A 22,348-nucleotide genomic window follows, 5' to 3' on the forward strand; every position below is an offset into this window, starting at 1 on the left:
TAGTGAAATTGCTGAGCAGAATCAGCAATTATCAGTTTTATCTATTGAATAATTAGCGTTAATATTTCCTGTGGGTAGATAATAAATTGCCCTCGAAATAGTGTACCTGTTGGGTAATGATGGGTGAGAGTTTCCCGCAACGCTAATGTTATTTCATTATTTTCGAGGGATAGAGCAGTAATTTCAGCCGCTTCAAAACCAAAGAACCGTTTTACTTGTGGATAGAGTGCCTTATACAAACTCTCTTTTACAGAAAAGGCAAGGGTAAATGCTTGTTCAAGTGGTAAATGACAATGTTTCAGAAGTTGAATTTCCTTGTCATTCACAATCATTTTTGTGATTTCATCTATATTTTGACGATCGACGATCGCTTCTACATCGACACCAATTAATCGGTTATGAGTTTGCGGTGCAGCCAGCACAATTGCACAATGAGATGAATGAGAAACAGAACCGCAAATACCTTCCGGCCAAATTGGAGCGCGATCATTACCGGAGATCAAATTAAATGCTGGTTGCCCTAATTGCGCTAAAAGTTGTCTGGCGCAATAACGTGCTGCCAGATATTCAGCCCGCCGCTTCTTAACGGCTTTAGCTAATGTAGCAGGGAAGAGGAGATTTAATTGATTGAACAATTCGTCGTGATAATGTGAAAGTTCAAAACGAGCTTGCCAGAAATGCACTTGGGGATGTTTAACAACTGTTCCATACTCAATTTGCGTCATAAATCCGTTGTCATATTCTGGCAGTGATGCTTGATTGGTGTGTATAACTGTCTGTTCCATGTTAATTATCCAGATAAGGAAATACTGTCCAGTTTATACTGAATATCACTCATATTGAACGGTAAAATGTGCTGTAGCGTTAGCTTTTCCGCCTGTTATTCTATCATCGGTTTGGTAATAGCGGGCAGTGAAAGGTAAATTATAACGAGAATTCCTGTCAGAATGACCGACAACAAATGGCTTTCCAACAGGAACGGGCGTTCCCATATATAAGATTTGCACACCAACCCCTTTTGCTGTATTCGCTGCATTAGCTCTGTTTAATTGAATAATACTCTCTGGGGCGCCACTGATTGTTCTTGCTGAAAATGTAATTGTAGGTTCGATTTTTTCTGTACATTCAATGCCGATATTAAAATCAGCATGGCCGGCAGTTGTTCCTTTTCCTTTAAATAAATAACTGGGAATATTACCAAAATCTACTTTCGGTGTTGAGGTTGTTGTCATACAGCCAGTAGCCTTAAATCTATATAAACCTGAATGCCTTATTGATATTAAGTTTGTACTTCTTTTCCCTAATGCTACTAATTTAAACATTATGCCATTAGAGAATGTTTTTGGTATATCAATTGCTCCTGTTTTATAAAGATAGATACTAATACCGCCTATATCTCCCCAGGTAATGTTTCTTCTTGTTCCCAGATTATATGAGTAATTAGAACCATCTGTTTGAGGATATCCTCTTTCACCGATTTTTCCCCCTGAGATAGTAAAATATAAGTATAACCTATTTGGGATTATTTCTAATCCTCCTGAACCATGTGGAGTTTTAATTGATTTTACTCCATGGAGAACACTGTCACCAAACATTAGTGATACATTGTCTTCATCACATGAAAAAATCGGGTCTTTTACACTAATACCCATTTCATTAGCTATCTGGGCAGCACTGAAAGTTGTTATATAAATACTTTTCGTATTATCTGTATTAAAACTCAATTTAAAATTATTTAAATTAAATGCTAAGTTGGCAATTTTTGCTCTTGAGGCTAACTCACAGTCAGCGTATGACTTATAGCTACTTAGTAAAAATAGAGGATAAATTAATAACCATAAATATCGTTTCATATATATTCCAGTTGATATTTGTATTTAATCACCGACAACGCAATGAAGTCAGAATAATACCATTAATTTTCTGATATAATTTACTATCGAATTGAATATGACAGCTTTGTTTCTCGCCTAAATCGGCTGTTAATTTTGCTGTGTCACTCACACCACTTAGGAAAACTTCTCCCTTCTCATTCACCATACCATTGACACCATTTGGGCCCGTGATTACTGTGCCGAATGGAAGTTTCTTACCGTTATGTTGTAAAGTTAAAAATACTCGATGACCGACACGAATAGAATAATCCGCCAATACCAATGCCCCCTTGGTTGGAATGACCTTAGTGGTTGGATTATCAATATCTACGTCATCACCGAATGTATTGGTATCAAGGGATAACATATTTTCCCGATATTGCGATATATAAGGCACAATGGTATATCCCCGCCAATCTGTACTGATAGCGCTATTATTCAGTACCTTGGCATTGGTTGCCCCGGGGGCACGAATTAAGGCACTGGCGCCGCTTTCGCTAATATTTTGCGCGAGGGTAACGCCATAGGGATGGGCAATAATGGCGCCCTCTAATCCATAATTAACCCGCTGATTTTTTCTATGATCAGTGGTATAGCCTACATTAATTGAACCATATGAACCTCTGTAATATAGACTGGCGGCATTACCTGATTGTTTTTCTTTCTCTGATTTTTCGTAGCTGTAATCCTGAGAAATACTATAGTTCAGATTCTGTTGTTCCAGTAAAGAGCCGGATAATGTCATTGAGTGCTGGCTGCTACCGTTGATGTTATAAGCGGTATCATAATCTACCGATGCACTGTGATTATCTGATGGCAGCCATTTATCCAGAGGAATACTGATATTGAATGAAAACACTTGATCGTTATTAATACTTGAGCGATTACGATGGTAATTATAGCTTAATGATAAAGCGATATCATGAATATTGGTGTTATAGGACATAGAATATGACTGATTCTTACGGGTTTTATCTTGCCAGTAATCTTGCTGCCAAGCCGATAATGAAAAGCTGCCATATTGTCCTAAGCTTTGGCCCATCATTATTTGCATCCGGTTTTTAGGCGCGCTATTTCTGTTATTATCAGCAAATGGGTGATTATTATTGGCATCGCTAAAGCTGTAATAACCATTGGTATTGTAGCGATAACCCGCTAATGTCACTGTTGTATTAGTTTCAGTAAAACCTTTACTGTAGCGTATCTGATAAGATTGTCCGCTTTTCTTTTCTCCATTTGGGAAATGAGTTGCTGCATTGGTGACATCGATTGATACCGCGCCAATTTTTCCCAGATTATGCCCTAAACCTAATGCATGACTTTGATAGTCAGAAGAAACAATGACTCCACCATAAATGGTGGTGCTATCCCATAACCCGTAAATAGCTTCTGTCTGAATAAATCTTTTTTTGCTGGCCTGTTTGCCACCGCTGAATTTACCGATATTAGCAAAATATTTTATTTGGCCGGTACGGATCATCAATGGTGAGGCAGCAAAAGGTTGAGTAAATTTTCTGACATTGCCATTTTCTTCATAAATGGATATTTCCAGATCACCATTCAGGTTACTGGGGTAAATATCGGTAATTTCAAAGGCGCCAGGTGGAACAAAAGTCTGATAAATAATATTATCTTTCTGGTGCACTTCTATTCTTGCGTGAGTCATCGCAATACCGCGGACAACAGGCGAAAACCCTTGTTGGCTATCTGGCAACATTTGGCTATCAGACATCAATTTAATGCCATTAAAAGTGAAACTATCGAATACCATGCTATCGGTGGATGTTTCACCCAATACCAGCCGAGATCTTAATGAGCGAATATCCCGTTCAGCATAGGCTTTAAGCGATTGCCATTCAGATGTTGTACCCGTATGGTTGTAGTAACTATTATGACGAATTCGCCACGGACCTAAATTAAAGCCACTACGTAAATTCAGATATTGATTCTGTTCACTTTGATTTTTATTCCAGGATTGCATTCCTGTCAGATGATAATTGGTGAAAAACATAGGCAGACCATCATCCCACTGATCAGGAGAAATATCTCCCCTGATTTGCGATTGCATGGCCGCTTGCGGAAAATTCAACATTAGTGTAAGAGCACTTAAATCCAGTTCTGCTGATGCCTGTTTAATATATTTCTCCGGTTGAGAAATGATTTCTTGTTCAGCAAGGGAGGCTAATTCTGGGAAGCTTGCTATTTTTACCCCGATTTCTTTCAGTAAACTGATAGATAATTCAGGGCAAAGTTTCTCACCACAGTCAATAAAGGATAGGCTTTTAATGCCGATATCCTTTTTATTGACGATAACATTAACTTTATAGACGCCTGGAATATGAGAGTCCGTTTTTTCCAGACTTTCCAGATTAATATTTTCTCTGTCTTCGTCTGATAATTGTAATGCATTGATATCGAAATACAGCTCTGCATATGCTGGCAACGATAAACAACAAATCATTAAAGCAAAACTGATTATTCTTTTCACAATACACTCATCAGACAATATTATCAGAAATTAAACTGGCGCTCTTCTGTTGTGCCACCGTAATCATTGATAGCAGTCAGAATTACGCTTTTTATGCCATTTTGGGCTGAAAATACCTTATGACTAAAAGGGGGAATAAATCCGGGTTTAGGTATTAATGTTCCGTCAATTTTCATCTCATTAAGATTAATATAATAAGCCGTGGGGTTAGTTAATTGAACGCCACTGGCATTACGTGATGCAGCCAAACGATTAATGGCATCATTAGCCTCGTTATCAGATAACCCTGATGGACGATAAATCAATTTGATAATGTTTTTTATCGTGATGATCATCTTACTATTGTCATTTTTTTCGACAGCCGGAATCGCATTGACATTAAGTAAAAATATCGATTCCCGATCCGCTGGCAGATGATTGCCGATATATGAAACACGAATCTGGTGTTCGCTCTCTTTCGACATTTTAAACAATGGCGGTGTAATAACGAACGGTACTTTATTTTGACTGTTATCGATATTATCTACCCACGACTGTACAAGGTAAGGTCTTTCTGTATCCGAGTTGGTGATAGAAATTGTGGCTTCTTTTTGTGAGCCATTATAGATCAGGCGAGTTCCGCCTAAAGTAATCCCTGCTTGTACTTGTCCCATAAAAAAGACAAACAAAAAGGGAGTAATAAAGCGAAGCATTTTTACTCCTTTGGTTATAAAAATGTTTAATTATATTAAAGATGTTTATTCAATGATTATGGATATATGATTGTGAATTTGATATCTTTATTTATCTTATTTGGTGTAATACTAGTACTTGTCGAAACTAGTTTTGCTATGAATTGCATATCGGTATCAGTATTTTTTGTTGCTGTTACAAGTCCTGTAGCATATTCTTTTGGTCTTATTTCAGTTGTACCATCTGCTCTGAATATTTTAATACCTACACCAGAAACTCCTGAACTGAAAACATTATTATTATTGGCATCACGATCCCCATCAAAAAGGATACCTAGGTTTCCTGCTACCTGACAGTTTTGTAAGGATATAGAAAAATTTTTACTTACAGCAACTGTATCTACAGCATTTCCAAATGCGCTTTTTGACAACGAGCCGAAATTTACTTCAACTTCTTTACCTGCTATTCCTGCGGCTACTGTACACCCTTCATTAATAATAGTACCTCGGAATTTAATTGTTCCATCATAAGATAACGCACTGAAACTACTGAAAACTGCTAATACCGTCACTAAAGAAGCCAAAATAAAATTCTTTTTCATTTAAAAATACCTTACCTTAATAAATATGTTTTTTAGTCTTGTCTATACAATAAAGATATATATCTGACCATTAGGATAGTTTAATGGTTGATAATATCATTAAAGTCATTTTTATCATGATATAGAATGCAATCGCATTTTTAACCATTTTTTTCATATATCTTTAGTTTATCCTAATTTAGTCATTGTTTCTCACCATGTTATAGTCTGCTCATTTATATTTATATTATTGATAATAATGTCTGATATTAATTGTTTTTCAGACAAGAATTATTTTATTCTCTAAAATATCATCTATTGTTGTAAATCTAAATCTATTCGTGTTGTTAATAATGATTCTTATTTTTATTAAGATGTCTAAAATCCTACGACACGATAAGCCCTGTGTTAATAGCAAAGTTCTTTTAATGTATTGCTAATAACGTAGTGAAAAGTACTTACAGGCAAGGTACGTAGCACATATGGATAAATTCATCTTCACTATTTTTATTGAAATGGAAATTCAATAGCGATATTAAAAAAAGTAGTCTATAGCTACTCAACGCACTAGTATCTTACTCAAAGAAAGTGAATATTCTGATTGGGCAAACCGTAATATGTAATGCCATCGCATTAATGATATTAATACGATCGGATAAAATGCCATCCTAACCACAGTTAAGATAACGAAAATTTCTTCTTATTTTTCTTAGAACCTTAAGTTGATTTCCAATTCAGAGTTTCGTCTTTGCTTTAGTTTTATTCTCACTCGATGGAAAACAGTATTAACTAAAATATGATCTTTTTCAACAATTTAAACAAAAAAATAGTATTTTTTTTGCAATTAATTAAAATTTCTTTCTATTTCATTGTGTTATAAAATTAAATTAATCGATTGATTGAGTTAATTTAATCAAGAAATAATAATGATGTTTATTTAATGTCTTATTTTTCATCGTGATATAAATTAGACAAATTGATTCATTTTTGTCTTATTATTAATTCGGATATTCTATTGCTATCGATGTGGCTGTATACTTCATCGTCAAAATCATTAATCACAGTTTTAGTCATGGAAGAAATTAATTGAGTTGGAACCGCGGCGTTAACAGATGTCATCTATGTGGTGTATACATATACATTTAGCGTATTCGATAAATAGATGGATCTCTGCTATGGGAAATTTATATTGTAAATATTTAATTAATGGTTGGGTGCAAATTAAATCACCAAGGCCATTACGGCGTAAAATTGCAATTTTCATATGTTGTTAACTAACATATGGGCAAATAGTGCTAATAATATTGTCACTTTCGATACCGTGAAGTGGTCATGGTAACTTTTGTATCCGTAAATTGCATACCGTAATTAATACGGAACTCCCTGAGACAGAGATCACAATTCAGCTTGAATATCCCATTCCTGTCAGATTGATCTCAATCTGGCTATTTTTGCCCATCCCCCGATAGGCTTCAAAGTTGATGAGGAAAAAAATGGGTACTCAGTTAGCGCTAAGATTTTAATACTCTTTTGCCGTGTTCCCTGAGTTCCCCATCTGGTCCTACATACTTATAGAGAGCTTGTCTGCTAATCCCAAGCTCTTCACATAATTCAGATACGCTACAATCTCTACTCTTCATGGAAGCTTGTGCCAGGCGAACCTGAGATTTTGTAAGTTTAAAAGAACGTCCACCTTCACGTCCTCTTGCTCTGGCCGCTGCCAGCCCTGCTTTTGTTCGTTCACTGATCAACTCCCGTTCAAATTCGGCCAGCGCGGCAAAAATCCCAAAGACCAATTTGCCACTGGCCGTCGTCGTATCAATTTCTGCACCTTGCCCGGTCAGGACCTTAAATCCGATTTTTCGATCCGCAAGATCATGGATAGTATTCACCAGATGTTTTAAGCTTCGGCCAAGCCTGTCAAGCTTCCATACCATTAACACATCGCCAGGCCTAAGGGCTTTCAAACAGGCATCCAATCCAGGACGTTTGTCTGACTTCCCTGATATTTCATCCTGATAAATGTTTTCTTTATTAACACCGGCAGCAAGTAAAGCATCCAGTTGGAGATCCTGCACCTGACTTCCATCAGATTTGGAGACACGGGTATACCCAATTCGCATGAACGACCTATTTTAATTGTTTAAGTTTTTCAATGGATTTGTTTTCTATCAGGATCTTCATTTGACTGACCGCAACGCGATTCAGCTTTTGGAACCTGTCGTTTGCAGAGAAGCCTTGCTCGATAAGTTCAGCATTGAAGCTTTCTAAATTAGATAACACGACAAGCTGTTCCAGTGTGGCATAGTCCCGTATATTGCCTTTTAGTTCCGGGTTCTCTTTACGCCAGTCGCTGGCTGTCTTGCCAAACAAAGCCAGATTCAATATATCGGCCTCATTAGCGTAAGCAAAGTTTCTTGCTTTTGGGTTAAGCTCCAGGGCGGGAATAATGTTCGTTTTTATTGACTCTGTATGAATATGATAGTTGACCTTGGCCAAAGTGCGCGAAACATTCCATTCCAGATTTTTCTGTTCATTTTCTGCTTGTTTGAGCCGTTGGAATTCTTTTAATAGATAGAGCTTAAACTCCGCGCTGATCCAGGAAGCAAACTCAAAAGCAATATCCCGATGCGCATAAGTTCCGCCATATCTGCCCGCTTTCGAGATGATCCCGATTGCATTGGTGGTTGTGATCCAGCGTTTTGGCGTGAGAGAGAAACTGTTTGCGCCCGCTTCATGTTTAAACCCATCGAATTCGATGGAATTAAAATCGGGATTATGGAGCTGTTCCCACAAACCGATAAACTCAATGGTACTGCGGTTTCTCATCCAGTTTTGCAGAATGTAATCACCGCGGTCGCCATCTTTGTACTTAGCGATGTCAGATAGCGATATATAGTCATCTTGTTTGTCGGAAAAGACAGAGACTTTTATACCCCGAACATCAATTTTTTGCGCCATAAACCTTTCTTCTCGCTTTTGGTGTGTCAGTTAAACGAAGGTTTAAATGACAGCCTTGTTTTAGCCTAAATACGGATGGAAAGATGTAATATAAACTGTATATAAATCTATGTCTATTAAAGGTAGAAAGAAAAAGATAAAGTGACATATTCAATGTCACCCTGCCATATTAAGAATTAAAAAAATGAATACCAATAAAAAGCGCCTGACTATACTGACTCAACCTGAAATTCAGGACTATTTTGGCCTGCCTCGATTTACTTTGGAGGAACGAGAATACTATTTCACCTTATCCGATACGGAGCATCAGATAATATCGCAAGATTGGTCTGTTAACTCCAGGGTGAACTTCATTCTTATGCTTGGGTATTTTAAATCCAGGAAAATATTCTTTACCTACACGCTGGAAGGTGTCATCACGGATATTTCTTATATTCTGGCTTGCCATTTCCCTGATCATTCTGCCACCAATATAAAAGTTCCAGGCAAGACGACCCGGATACAACTGCAAAGACTTATTTGCCAGCATCTGAATTATCAACGCTATGGCAGTGTCATGGCAGAACAATTAGCTGAACTGGCCGCACGGGTTGTTAAAAGGTCAGCTAATCCTGGGTTTATCTTGCGGGCTTTGTTAAGTCACCTCAATAAAAATCAGATCATTACCCCTGCGTACAGTACCCAACTAAAAAAGGCACTAAGGGACTTTAGTTATACCGAAATTGTCAGAGAATCCACCTGGGTAAAGCAACTCAGTCCCCTTTATGAATTTGCCTGTCAGTGGTTACCCTCACTTTGCATATCAAATGAAAGCATCCGCTATTATGCAACACTGATTGAATATTATTCAGTTTATAAGCTTCGGCGATTTGACCCTTTGATCGCTTATTTTTATCTTCTTTGCTACACCTACCATCGAACGCACGTCATCAATGACAATCTGGTCGAAGCCTTTATTGGCCATGTCCGCCAGTATGAAGAAGCCGCTAAACTGTTTGCTAAAGATATGGTGTATAAAAGGAAGTCTCAAGCGAATGAGGATATCAAGGCCACAGGCAAAATATTGGGCTTTTTCTTGAACCCCGATATCACTGACAATGTCTCTTTTGGTGAGATACGAGCCAAAGCATTTCAGGTGTTGAACAGGGAAAAAATGGAGATAGTGACCCTCTTTATCGGGTCATCAGGCTTTGATGAAGAGGAGTTTCATTGGCAACACTTGGAGACCTTATCGGCCGCCTTTAAAAAGAATTTGCGTCAAATTATCCGGGTACTGGACTTTAGTAGTCATACCGATGAGTCAGGACTTCTTGAAGCCGCAATTTTTGTCCAGACTTGTCTTAGGGATGGAAAAATCACCTCAACTCATTCCTGATCGATATGAATTTGCCGTATACAGGATGCTTAAAATAGCCTTTGAATCAGGGGACATTTTTAACCAGAACACCACTAAATATCGAAGTTTTACAGACGACTTAATTCCCATGAACAGGTGGAAAGCCGACAAACAAAATGTCCTGAATGACCTAGATCTGCCCGTATTGCAAAGACCAATATCCCAAACTTTGCAAGAACTTAAAGATGAACTTGAAGAAAAACTAAAACATGTAAATCAAAGGATCATCAACCGAAAAAATAAGGACGTTAAATTTAACAATTACCGTAAAGGCCGTACAGTTAACTGGACTCTGCCTTATAAAAAGGAAGAAGACGAAGATAATCATCATTTTTATCATCTTGTGCCAACGATCAGCATCACTAATTTATTAAGCTATGTGGACAAAAAGACAGGATTCTTAGCGGGTTTCAATCATGTTTTAGGCAGATATACTAAAGGCAACCAGGATAAAAAGTCACTTATTGCCTGTATTATTGCTCTTGGCACCAATATGAGCCTGGGCAGGATGGGAGAGATTTCTGACATAAGTCATCAGGTGCTACAAACGACATATCAAAACTTCTTCCGATTGGAAACGTTAAGGGAGTCCAATGATATTGTCGCTAATGCGACCGCCAAATTATCTATTTTCCGACACTACGATATTGAGCCGGATGTGATCCACTCCAGCAGTGATGGGCAACGGTTTGAAACCCAAAGAAATACAGCCAATGCAAGATATGCACCAAAATACTTCGGTCTTAAAAAAGGAATTTCAGCGTTAACACTGGTCGGTAACCATGTGCCAATCAATGCAAAAGTAATAGGCACCCACGAGCACGAGAGTTATTTTGTGTTCGACCTCCTTTACAATAATACGACAGAGATAGATCCCGATCGCCATTCTGTAGATACCCACGGCACTAATCAGGTTAATTTTTGGATTTTATACGCGTTTGGCTATCAGTTTGCCCCACGTTACAAAAATTTTCCAACAAAAACAGAGGGTATCATTGGGTTTGAGCCAACCGGGAAATACAGTGAAGAGTTCCTTATTAAACCTATTCGTAAAGTGAATGAAGAACGGATTATCGAAGAGTGGCCAAATATTCAACATATAATGGCTTCTCTTGGTCAGAAGGAAACGACGCAATCATCCATTGTTAGGAAATTAAGCTCTTATGCCCGACAAAATAAAACAAAAAAAGCGTTGTGGGAGCTGGATAATATTATAAGAAGCATCTATATGCTTGACTATATTGATAATAAATCCCTGCGCCAATATGTTGCCAAAGCATTAAACCGTGGTGAAGCTTACCACCGATTGAAAAAAGCGATAGCGCATGTCAACGGGGGCAAAATGAATGTAAAAAGTGAAAATGAACAACATATTATCCACGAATGTACCAGACTCATAGCCAATGCAATTATTTATTTTAACGCAGAACTCTTGTCCAGTTTGCTTGAGAGAGGTGATCCTGACGGTTTATTTGAGATGGGACGACTGGGTAAAATATCGCCAGTGGCGTGGCAACACATTAATTTCTACGGTCGATTTGAGTTTAATGACATAGCAACAACATTTAGCGTTGGTGAGTTCGTCAAGTCGGTTGACCTGGCGACATTATTTACAGATTAAAGTCATAAACAGTGGAAGGGCTTGAAAAGTAACTTTGAACCCTATCGGGGGATGGGCAAAAATAGCCAATATACCGGATTAATATCTCGATGCTTTTGGGGTTTTATATTTCCTCCGCATCGGATGAAAATTTACGGCGATTTTTATTCATTCCGTACCCTACATTGATAGCGATTAATTAGCTATTTTATGTGATATTTATCACATTTTTTATGTTCATATGATAAATATCGTGATCTTGTGGTCATAATATTTAGAGAGCGAAATTCTCTGTTATTTGTCTCCACTCCATCCTACTCAGCTGGACGCGGTCTATTGTTCTCTCTAACGCCACGTATTAAATGATGGCTATTTTACGCTGTCATTTTTTTACCGCGGAACAGACCGCCGCTATTTAAAAGAGCCGCATGTCATGGCTCGTTTAATGGCTTCTTGCGTTATCCCCGTTTCAGGATAATGGCTCAATTATGTAGGGTTTCAAATATGGATGGATTAGTTTTCACCTGCCGAATTGGCGCACTGCCCCAAACCACCTTTCAGGTATCACAATTTACTTTACAGGAAGAGCTGTCACAGCTTTATCGCCTGACGTTAAAGGTGGTGAGCTCACGTGATGACATTCCCCTGAATGAACAGCTGGGGGACAGCGCGTCACTGACCATTACCCGCAATGGCGTCATCGAACGGACCATTAATGGGTTGATAACCGGGGCTGAACAGGGTAATACCGATGGTCGTAGCACTTTTTATATTTTCACTGTCCGCCCCACAATGTGGCTGATGACGCTCAATCAGGATAGCCGTATTTTCCATCGGAAGTCCGTACCGGAAATCTTAACGATCCTGCTTAAAGAGCATCGTATTTTATTTGCCTGCGATACGCTCTATAAACGCCATGTCGAACGGGAATACACCACGCAAAAACGCGAATCCGCCTTCAGATTACTTTGCCCAGCTAAGATCACAACTGGCCGCGTTTACCTTCCTCAATGGCGATGGGCTGACCGTTTCCCGTCTGGGTCTCTCAATTACCCTGTTTTTTAAACAGGGTTACACCCAGGAGAAAAAGCAAAGCATTCTGGCCTGTTATCGCCGCTTTCGCGAAGAGTTTGATACCTACCTGCGTTTTCACCGTCATGAGCTGGAAGGGCTAAAAAAATATTCACCGGAAAATATTGCTAAAGTGGAAGAAGGCATTCTTAATCAGAAAAAAAACCAGTTTTCTGGTTGGGTGGTCAGTGATGCCAAAAATGAAGATGAGGCACCTCGCTATCTGATGCGTTATCTGGATTCTCGGGAAATAAGCGGTGATAACGGCAGTTCTTACCTAAGCCTGACACTGCCTTGGGATTACTTAAAAGAGCAAGACGGCATGGCTCGTTTTATGGCCTGGCTGGATTTTTTATGTGAACAACTCGAACCGGACAGTGGGGACTGTGGCTACTGTCTGGTCTTACCCAACGACTTCTATGACTACTTTCCTTTAGAGTATCAACTGGCGCAACGTTATCCTTCCTTACAAGTGAACTCCGCAGTGTTCACAGCTAAATTACAGTATGAACACTCCATCCGTGGCATTAACTGGATCACCCTGCTGTCCAAACGCTTTGTAGAACGGTTGGGGGGGGAATTATGGATACGGCAAATGCTGGCCCGCCCCCGCTACCCGGATGTGGTGATTACGCCTTATTCCAATGGTCTGATGATCCGGGCTGGTCAATACCCGGACTTAACACCACTGCCGGGCAGTGTCCCGGAGAGTTATTTTGCCATTAACCAACTGATACGTCCGATACGAGTCATTCCCCGTGAAGGCCATTCATTGCATTTCTATGGTGAGGGCCATTTTGATGATATTTCCACACTGGCCTGGTATGCCCGTTATGACCGGGGACCGCTGCAAGTGACTCCTCTGAGAGGCAACCACCCTGCACTGGTCAGCGGGATCTGGCGAACCGATAGCCTGCCTGACAAACAGTACTTCTTTGCTCAGGGGGCGATGTCTTTTGATGTTCCAGGTACAAAACCGGGCACAACCCTCTGGCATCTGATACGGGAAGCGGAAAACAGAGAGGCATAAAAGGACGAGAAGCAGTACTCACTCACCCCGGTCACATAATTCGCTATGCTCCCGGGGATTCACTCCCTTGCCGTCGCGATGCATCTTGAAATCCATAGGGTATAGAGCATCTAGAATTTAGTAGCTTTGAACATGGCAAAAGGTGGGTAACATCGTAAATCTCCAGTATCCTCTAAAGCATCCGCGTCATGGTGTTCAAAAAGCTCAATAGTTTTGAACCCGGCCTTGTTCAAGACTTCATAATATGTATCTTTATGCCAATGCGTATCTGAAATCTTAAAAATAGTTCCATTTGGCAGCTCTAAATACACTGGCTTGATTTCTCCATCATTGTATTTTTTATTTAGATCGCCGCTCATAAAAGATCTGAATTTAATCCCACAAGAATCTGGATTAGTATCCAATACATAAAAAATACCACCAGGTTTTAATGTTCTATGCACTTCCTTGGCGATTTTTAAAAGATCAGACTTTTTATTGCTACCGATGAACACGTAACAACATATAGCTGCGTCGAAAGTATTATCATTGAAGTTAAGGACACCAGTTTTGATTTGATGATAAGAGCTATTGCCGCGATTGATATTGCTGGCGGCTTTGTCCACCATAGTTTGTGAGATATCTACTCCCGTTACCGTTTTTATGCCTCCAGCAATTAGCCGACGTGACACTTTCCCACCACCACAACCGTAATCAAGAACCGATATGTTTTGCCCCAAGCTCTCCTTAAGGTTCTCAATCAACGGTGTGTACCCAAGTCTCTCTTCCAAATAATCATCATATTGATCGAATAAGTTTGAAACCTCTTCATTCATCCAGTCAGTATTCATTTGTCATCTCATATTCATATATGTGTAGTAATAACCAAAAATTGCTCTTTAAAGTCCTTCGGACTTTTCGCCTTATATCCCTGTCCGCATTGGACGAGAGTTTACGGCGGTTTTTGCTAAGAAAAAACATAACTGAGTTAAATAAAAGGTCTAATAGAACCTAAAATAATAAATTGGTTTTTGCAATACCTAAATCATATTTAGCAATATTGCTTTTTCTTTAAATTGATCACCCTCCTCCAGAACCCCATTGTGAAAAAAATTCAATATCAAAATGACACAAATACAACTATGTGTATATGAGTATTATCTATATATTGAGTCCAATCACAATATTCATTTTTTTACAGCAAGTTTCTTGTATATATACTCAATCAACTTGAATCCTGCATTTTAAGATGCATCGCAACGGTAAGGGAGCGAATCCCCGGGAGCATAGATAACTATGTGACCGGGGTGAGTGAGTCCGATTGCCTACTATAAAATATCAACCCTCTTCTTTTTTATAGCAGGCAATATGTAACAAATGCAATTATTTCATTACGTTATTGTCAATAAATTATATTACTTATGATGTAATTATAATTTTTGTTATTGCATTACAACAGCCATTTAAACAAATAATAACTCTACGAAATAGTTGATAGTTAAATGGTGTTTTTTATTTGACCATTATTTTTAACCTAATTTCAGACCGCTATCAGACGTTACCTGTGTTGTCTTTATTTTGATGGAGACAAATAACCTTATTTATCTCCTCGATATGCAGGCCAGCATAAATGTTTTATTGACTCAACATTTCAAAGGAATAAGCATGAACACACTAAAGCCCGAATATCAACAAGCGTTAGGAGCAGATTTTAATAATCTAACCGATATTTGCCATCTCTCTTTTGACGAACTTCGCAAAAAAGTGAAGGACAAACTCTCATGGTCACAGACCCAGAGCTTATATCTTGAAGCACAGCAGATGCAAAAGGATAATATCCTGCATGAAGCCCGCATTCTGAAACGCGCCAATCCTCAATTACAAAGTGCGGTCCATCTTGCCCTGACAACACCTCATGCTGACCAACAAGGTTATAATAGCCGATTTGGCAACCGCGCTAGTCAATATGCAGCCCCTGGCGCAATTTCTTCTATGTTTTCTCCTGCGGCTTATTTGGCTGAACTTTATCGCCAGGCGCGGAATTTACATGCAGAAGGTTCCATTTATCATCTGGATACGCGCCGCCCAGATCTAAAATCATTGGTACTCAGCCAGAAAAATATGAATACGGAAATTTCCACGCTTTCTCTGTCTAATAACATGTTACTGAACAGTATTAAGACTCAGACTAATTTGGACAACCACGCGGAAGTGATGAAAAAGTTATCAACTTTCCGCACTTCTGGCTTAATGCCATATCACGATGCCTATGAAAGTGTACGTAAGATTATTCAATTACAGGCTTCAGTATTTGAGCAATTAAGTGTATTCCCAGAAACAACACTCTCTCAATTGCAGTATCAAGCTTCCTTATTGGATATTAATGCCTCCGTTTCACCAGAGTTATTTACTATTCTGACAGAAGAAATTACCGAATCTACTGCTGAAACTCTTTATAAGAATAATTTTGGTGATATTAAACCTTCTCTGATAGAAAAACTGGAATATCTGAAAAGTTATTACAATCTGAGTGATGAAGAGTTTAGCGACTTCCTTAAAATAAGAACTATACCTCTCCCAGAAGAAATAGCAATTACTGAACCTGCATCGCATGCTACTAAAAAGACTGATTATCGTGCTCTGTTGAAAATTAATAAATTTATTCGTCTATTCAAAGCTATAAACTTATCACCAACGGTATTAAGTGGAATCCTCCGCAGTATCAGTCCAGAATTCAACATCAATGAAGAAGTGTTAAAAAAAATCTTCTGTATTAAATACTATATGCAACGTTATGGTATTGATGCTGAGACTGCATTAATACTATGCAAGGAACCAATTTCACAACCTAGCAATGGTGACCATCCAAGCCAGTTTGATCGTTTATTTAATTCCCCAAAACTGAATGGTCAGGATTTTTCCACCAATGTCACTCAGGAGATTGATTTCAATCTAAGCAGTACCAACAGCTGGCACAAAACAGTACTTAAACGTGCTTTTAACGTTGATGATATCTCATTAAATCGACTACTAAAGGTTACCTATGGAGACAACACTAAAGAAACAATGGTTAATAATAGAGATAATCTCTCTCATCTCTATCGCACAAAATTACTCGCGGATATCCATCAATTAACTATTGATGAACTGAGTTTACTTCTGGAAATCATAAATGAAGGAACAACCAATTTATCTGAGATTACTCATGATAATTTAGCGGTTCTAATTAGCAAACTCTATACCATTACCAATTGGCTACGTACACGGAAGTGGAGTGTATATCAGTTACTTGTGATGACCACCACCGACTATCACAAAACCCTAGTCCTAGAAGTACACAACTTACTGGATACTGTATATAACGGCCTGCAAAACTTTGACAAGAAAAAGGCAAAAACCAAAGAAGAGCTATTAAAAGCCATATCTCCTTATATCGCCGCCGCTTTGCAATTACCATCTGGACATGCGGCATATTTCATACTCACCTGGGCAGATAAACTAGAACCCGGCACAGGAAAAATGACAGCGGAAAAATTATGGAACTGGTTGCGGACAAATCCCGTTACCGCTCAACCAGAATTCCAAAAACAAGCTGAACCCGTGGTCCAGTATTTCCAGTGCTTGGCACAACTAGCACTGATTTACCGTTCTACCGGCCTTAACGAAAGCACCATACGTCTGTTTGTGACAAAACCTGAACTTTTCGGCATGACAGAGGTAACAGCACCAACACATCATTCCCTGATAATACTAACGCGTTTTGCTGATTGGGTTAACTCACTCGGTGAAAACGCCTCTTCTGTACTGGCCGAATTTGAAAAAGAAACATTAACAGCAGAACTATTGGCTAACGCCATGAATCTTGATAAAAATCTACTGGAACAAGCCAAGACTCAAGCAAAAGCTGATTTCTCCAACTGGCCATCTATCGACACTATCCGGCAATGGATTAATATCGCACGTCAATTGAATATCTCTCCACAAGGTATTTCTGAACTGGCGCAAGTATTAGACATAGAATCTTCCACTAATTATGTCCAATGGGAAAATGTCGCTTCGATATTAATCTCCGGGCTAGACACCCAAAAAGCCAATGCCCTACATGCATTTCTGGATGAGTCTCGCAGTGCTGCATTAAGTACATACTATATTTATTCTCATAACCAAAAAGATCGACAAGAAAGAAAACATACGGTAATTAAAGACCGGGATGATCTATATCAATACCTATTGATCGATAACCAGGTCTCCGCCGCCATCAAAACCACGGAAATTGCGGAAGCTATTGCCAGTATCCAACTGTATATTAACCGCGCATTGAAAAATATGGAGGAAGATACCGACACAAGTGTCACCAGCCGTTCATTCTTTACTAACTGGGATAAATACAACAAACGCTATAGCACCTGGGCCGGCATTGCTAAACTCCTTTACTACCCTGAAAATTACATCGATCCGACATTGCGGATCGGCCAGACAAAAACAATGGATGCACTACTGCAATCCATCAGCCAGAGTCAATTGAATACCGATACCGTAGAAGATGCCTTTAAATCTTATCTAACGTCATTCGAACAGGTGGCTAATCTGGAAGTCATCAGCGCCTATCATGACAACATTAATAATGACCAAGGATTAACCTATTTTATCGGGCGCAGTAAAACAGAAGTGAATCAATATTATTGGCGCAGTGTGGATCACAATAAATTCAGCGAAGGCAAATTCCCCGCTAATGCCTGGAGCGAGTGGCATAAAATTGATTGCCCAATTAATCCCTACGAAGATACTATCCGTCCAGTAGTCTACCAATCCCGCCTGTATATTATCTGGCTGGAACAGAAGAAGGTAACTAATCGATCAGAAGCAGAAGCTCTATCAGAAATAAAAAAAGACAAACAAGGAAGCAAAACGACCACAAGCTATTATTATGAACTGAAATTGGCACATATTCGTTATGACGGTACCTGGAATACACCAGTCACTTTTGATGTGAATAATAAAATATCTACTCTAAATCCAGAATCGAAGAATAAAGCGTTAGGGCTCTATTGTGCAAGTTATCAAGGCAAAGATAAGTTATTGGTGATGTTTTATATCAAACAAGATGTAGAGCGGTATTCTAACGAAAAAGCAGAAGAAGAAATAAAATCAAAAACAATAGACAGCGTAAAAGAAAAATCAGCAGAGGAAAAAAAACTAGCAGAGAAAAAATTAAAAGAAATAGAAGAAAAATTCTTTCCAATACAAGGACTGTATATTTCATCAAATATATCACATGAAGATATGAATCCTGACAATTACAAAACAAATACTTATAAACAGTTTGATACTCCTAATATTATAAGAGTCAATAACCGCTATGCAGAAAACTACGAAATCCCTTCATCAGTAAACAGTAATAACGGTTATGATTGGGGCGAAGGCTACCTGAGTATGGTATATGGCGGGAGTATTCTGATTACCCGCCCCCTATTAAAAGGTTCAAAAATCCAAATCTCACCGAAGTTAAGAATTATTCATAATGGATATGAAGGTCGACAACGTAATCAATGCAATCTGATTAAGAAATACGGCAAGCTCGGTGATAAATTTATTATTTATACCACGCTAGGTATTAACCCGAATAATTTATCAAATAAAAAATTTATCTACCCTGTTTATCAATATGGAGACACTCCCGAAAAAGGGAAACTACTGTTTTATCGAGATAGTACCACTAACTTTGTAAGAGCCTGGCTCCCTAACCTTCCCCCTGGCTCTCAAGAAATATCCACAACCACCGGCGGTAACATTAGTGGTAACTATGGTTATATTGATAATAAACATAGTAACAACAATCCATTCAAAGAATATTTCTATATGGATGACCACGGTGGTATTGACACTGATGTTTCGGGGCCAATGTTTATTAATACCGATATTAAGTCTTCAAATGTTAAAGTCATAATAAAGGCTACCGGTATCGAAGGAAAAACGTTTATAGCAAGCGAGAACAACAATGTGCCTACTGAGCCAACCCCTAACTTCGAAGAAATGTATTATCAATTTAAAGCTCTCGAAGAAATAGATGTCTCCGAGCTGACATATAATAATAATGAAACAAGTATTGATGTCACCTTTACAGCATTTGCTGAGAAATTTGATGAAGGTGATAAAGATTATCGTAACCTAGGCGAAGAACATTTTAGTATCCGTATTATCAAAAAGGCGGAAACTAATAATGTCCTATCCCTTCACAGCGATCCAAGCGGGGCACAATATATGCAATGGGGAGACTATCGTACTCGCCTTAATACGTTGTTTGCCCGTAAATTAATTAGCCGCGCTAACGCGGGAATAGATACTATTTTGAGCATGGAAACTCAGAATATTCAGGAACCTAAATTAGGAGAAGATTCCCCTGATGCAATGGAACCAATGGACTTCAACGGCGCTAACAGTCTTTATTTCTGGGAACTGTTCTACTATACCCCGATGTTGATTGCTCAGCGTTTGCTGCACGAACAAAACTTCGATGAAGCTAACCGTTGGCTGAAATATGTCTGGAACCCATCTGGCCATATTGCCAATGGTCAAAAGCAACATCCCCACAACTGGAATGTCCGCCCATTACTAGAGGACACTAGCTGGAACGATGATCCATTGGATACATTTGATCCCAATGCCATAGCTCAACATGATCCAATGCACTACAAAGTCGCTACTTTTATGCGCACTCTTGATCTGCTGATAGAACAGGGAGATTACGCCTATCGCCAATTGGAGCGGGACACACTCGCCGAAGCCAAAATGTGGTATATGCAGGCACTGCATCTCTTGGGTGATAAACCTCATTTACCACTCAGTTCAACATGGAATGATCCAGAACTAAAAGAGGCCGCAGATCTTGAAAAACAAAAGACACATGCCAAAGCAGTAGCAGCTTTACGACAAGGCCAGTCTACAGGTGGAAGCAATACAGATCTTTTCCTGCCACAGGTCAACGAAGTGATGCTGAGCTATTGGCAGAAACTGGAACAACGGCTGTATAACCTGCGCCATAACCTCTCTATTGATGGTCAACCTTTGCATCTGCCTATTTTCGCCACACCAGCCGATCCAAAAGCGTTACTCAGTGCCGCTGTTGCCAACTCACAAGGCGGAAGCAATATGCCAACGTCATTTATGTCACTGTGGCGTTTCCCACACATGCTGGAAAACGCCCGCGGCATGGTCAGTCAGCTCACTCAATTCGGCTCCACATTACAAAATATTATCGAACGTCAGGATGCAGAGGCATTAAACACACTGTTGCAGAATCATGCGGCAGAACTGGTATTGACCAATCTCAGCATACAGGACAAAACCATTGAAGAGCTGGATGTTGAAAAAACTGTGCTAGAAAAAACACGCGCCGGAGCCCAATCACGTTTTGATAGCTACAGCAAATTCTACAATGAAGACATCAACGCAGGTGAAAAACAGGCGATGGCGTTGCGTGCTTCCGTCGCTGGCCTCTCTACGGCCCTTCAAGCATCACATCTGGCAGGCGCTGCACTTGATCTGGCCCCCAACATCTTTGGCTTCGCTGATGGTGGTAGCCATTGGGGCGCGATCGCCCAAGCCACAGGTAATGTCATGGAATTCTCCGCCAGTATTATGAACACCGAAGCGGATAAAATCAGCCAGTCTGAAACCTACCGTCGGCGTCGTCAGGAATGGGAAATTCAGCGTAATAACGCCGAGACAGAACTGAAACAAATCGATGCTCAGCTTCAATCACTAGTAGTACGCCGCGAAGCCGCGGTGTTGCAGAAAACCAGCCTGAAAACGCAACAGGAACAAACCCAAGCACAACTGCTGTTCCTACAACATAAGTTCAGCAATCAAGCTTTGTACAACTGGCTGCGTGGTCGGCTGTCCGCCATTTACTTCCAGTTCTATGATTTAACGGTAGCTCGCTGTTTGATGGCTGAAATGGCCTATCGCTGGGAGACTAATGACACCACGGCAAGCTTTATCAAACCCGGTGCCTGGCAAGGAACTCATGCCGGTTTGCTGGCGGGAGAAACCTTAATGCTGAATCTGGCACAAATGGAAGACGCGCATCTGAAACAGGATCAACGCGTACTGGAAGTAGAACGTACCGTTTCACTAGCAGAAGTTTATAAAGAGAAAGGTCAATTTTCTCTGACCGAGAAAATTGCAGACCTGGTGAATAAGAAACCAGACACTACCAGTAGCGGAAATAACACACTGAGTTTTGGTGAAGGAAATGCCAAAACTTCTCTGCAAGCGTCTATTTCGTTAGCTGACTTACAAATTCGTCACGATTACCCAGAAGGCAGCGGAGTCGGTAACGTTCGTCGAATTAAACAGATCAGTGTCACCCTGCCCGCTCTACTGGGACCCTATCAGGATGTGCAGGCAATTCTGTCTTACAGCGGAGATATCACTGGATTAACTGAAAGTTGCAAATCGTTGGCGGTTTCTCATGGGATGAATGACAGCGGCCAGTTCCAACTGGATTTCAACGATGGCAAATTCCTGCCGTTTGAAGGAATCGACATCGATAAAGGTACGCTGACATTAAGCTTCCCAAATGCAATTGGTGAAGGAAGCAAAGAGGGCAAACAAAAAACCATGCTGGAGAGTCTAAGCGACATCATTCTGCATATTCGCTACACCATTCGCCAATAACGATCTCAATTAAGTGCT

At 39.6% G+C, this 22,348-nt stretch carries 13 protein-coding genes; 5 read left to right on the forward strand and 8 right to left on the reverse strand.

Annotation, left to right across the window (positions count from 1 at the left end):
• Positions 1-41 precede the first annotated feature (41 nt).
• The 7 genes from ACGF49_RS09085 to ACGF49_RS09115 all read right to left on the reverse strand — a co-directional run bounded on the left by ACGF49_RS09085 (position 42) and on the right by ACGF49_RS09115 (position 8,575).
• Positions 42-785, reverse strand: coding sequence for a 4'-phosphopantetheinyl transferase (locus ACGF49_RS09085; protein ID WP_228901727.1), 744 nt, complete (start codon positions 783-785; stop codon positions 42-44).
• Positions 786-830: 45 nt separating this feature from the next.
• Positions 831-1,853 carry a fimbrial protein gene (locus ACGF49_RS09090; RefSeq protein ID WP_228901726.1) on the reverse strand — a complete coding sequence of 341 codons (1,023 nt, stop codon included), beginning with the start codon at positions 1,851-1,853 and terminating at the stop codon, positions 831-833.
• Positions 1,854-1,881: 28 nt separating this feature from the next.
• Complete coding sequence (locus ACGF49_RS09095) at positions 1,882-4,362, reverse strand: fimbria/pilus outer membrane usher protein (RefSeq protein WP_387490619.1); 2,481 nt, start codon at positions 4,360-4,362, stop codon at positions 1,882-1,884.
• 23 nt (positions 4,363-4,385) lie between these two features.
• A complete protein-coding gene (locus ACGF49_RS09100; protein ID WP_228901722.1) occupies positions 4,386-5,054 on the reverse strand; it encodes a molecular chaperone in 669 nt (222 codons plus the stop codon).
• Between the two features lie 56 nt (positions 5,055-5,110).
• The gene (locus ACGF49_RS09105; RefSeq protein ID WP_228901720.1) at positions 5,111-5,635 is read right to left on the reverse strand and encodes a fimbrial protein; all 525 of its coding nucleotides are present in this window, start codon (positions 5,633-5,635) and stop codon (positions 5,111-5,113) included.
• A 1,490-nt stretch (positions 5,636-7,125) separates the two neighbouring features.
• Positions 7,126-7,737: a recombinase family protein gene (locus ACGF49_RS09110; RefSeq protein ID WP_228901517.1), complete on the reverse strand. Its 612-nt coding sequence runs from the start codon at positions 7,735-7,737 to the stop codon at positions 7,126-7,128.
• 7 nt (positions 7,738-7,744) lie between these two features.
• A complete protein-coding gene (locus ACGF49_RS09115) occupies positions 7,745-8,575 on the reverse strand; it encodes a KilA-N domain-containing protein (RefSeq protein ID WP_113042121.1) in 831 nt (276 codons plus the stop codon).
• A 184-nt stretch (positions 8,576-8,759) separates the two neighbouring features.
• Here ACGF49_RS09115 and ACGF49_RS09120 point away from each other — a divergent pair, with 184 nt between their 5' ends.
• The 4 genes from ACGF49_RS09120 (at position 8,760) to ACGF49_RS09135 (ending at position 13,672) form a co-directional block, all read left to right on the forward strand.
• Positions 8,760-9,950 (forward strand): DUF4158 domain-containing protein, encoded by a 1,191-nt coding sequence (locus ACGF49_RS09120; RefSeq protein ID WP_387490624.1) that lies wholly within the window; start codon positions 8,760-8,762, stop codon positions 9,948-9,950.
• Complete coding sequence (locus tag ACGF49_RS09125; protein WP_387490626.1) at positions 9,922-11,592, forward strand: Tn3 family transposase; 1,671 nt, start codon at positions 9,922-9,924, stop codon at positions 11,590-11,592. Before ACGF49_RS09120 ends, ACGF49_RS09125 begins: the two co-directional genes overlap by 29 nt.
• 483 nt (positions 11,593-12,075) lie before the next feature.
• Positions 12,076-12,636 (forward strand): contractile injection system protein, VgrG/Pvc8 family, encoded by a 561-nt coding sequence (locus tag ACGF49_RS09130; RefSeq protein ID WP_387490629.1) that lies wholly within the window; start codon positions 12,076-12,078, stop codon positions 12,634-12,636.
• Entirely contained in the window at positions 12,560-13,672 is a 1,113-nt protein-coding gene (locus ACGF49_RS09135; protein ID WP_387490643.1) for a DUF3396 domain-containing protein, read from the forward strand. Before ACGF49_RS09130 ends, ACGF49_RS09135 begins: the two co-directional genes overlap by 77 nt.
• A 110-nt stretch (positions 13,673-13,782) precedes the next feature.
• Here the strand turns inward: ACGF49_RS09135 and ACGF49_RS09140 are convergent, their stop codons facing one another.
• Positions 13,783-14,502, reverse strand: a complete 720-nt coding sequence (locus tag ACGF49_RS09140; protein ID WP_113042125.1) for a class I SAM-dependent methyltransferase — start codon at positions 14,500-14,502, stop codon at positions 13,783-13,785.
• 814 nt (positions 14,503-15,316) lie between these two features.
• Here ACGF49_RS09140 and ACGF49_RS09145 point away from each other — a divergent pair.
• The gene (locus ACGF49_RS09145; RefSeq protein ID WP_387490632.1) at positions 15,317-22,330 is read left to right on the forward strand and encodes a neuraminidase-like domain-containing protein; all 7,014 of its coding nucleotides are present in this window, start codon (positions 15,317-15,319) and stop codon (positions 22,328-22,330) included.
• Positions 22,331-22,348 lie beyond the last annotated feature (18 nt).

Source organism: Photorhabdus sp. RM96S, assembly GCF_042879335.1.
Taxonomy (GTDB): Bacteria; Pseudomonadota; Gammaproteobacteria; order Enterobacterales; family Enterobacteriaceae; genus Photorhabdus; species Photorhabdus kayaii.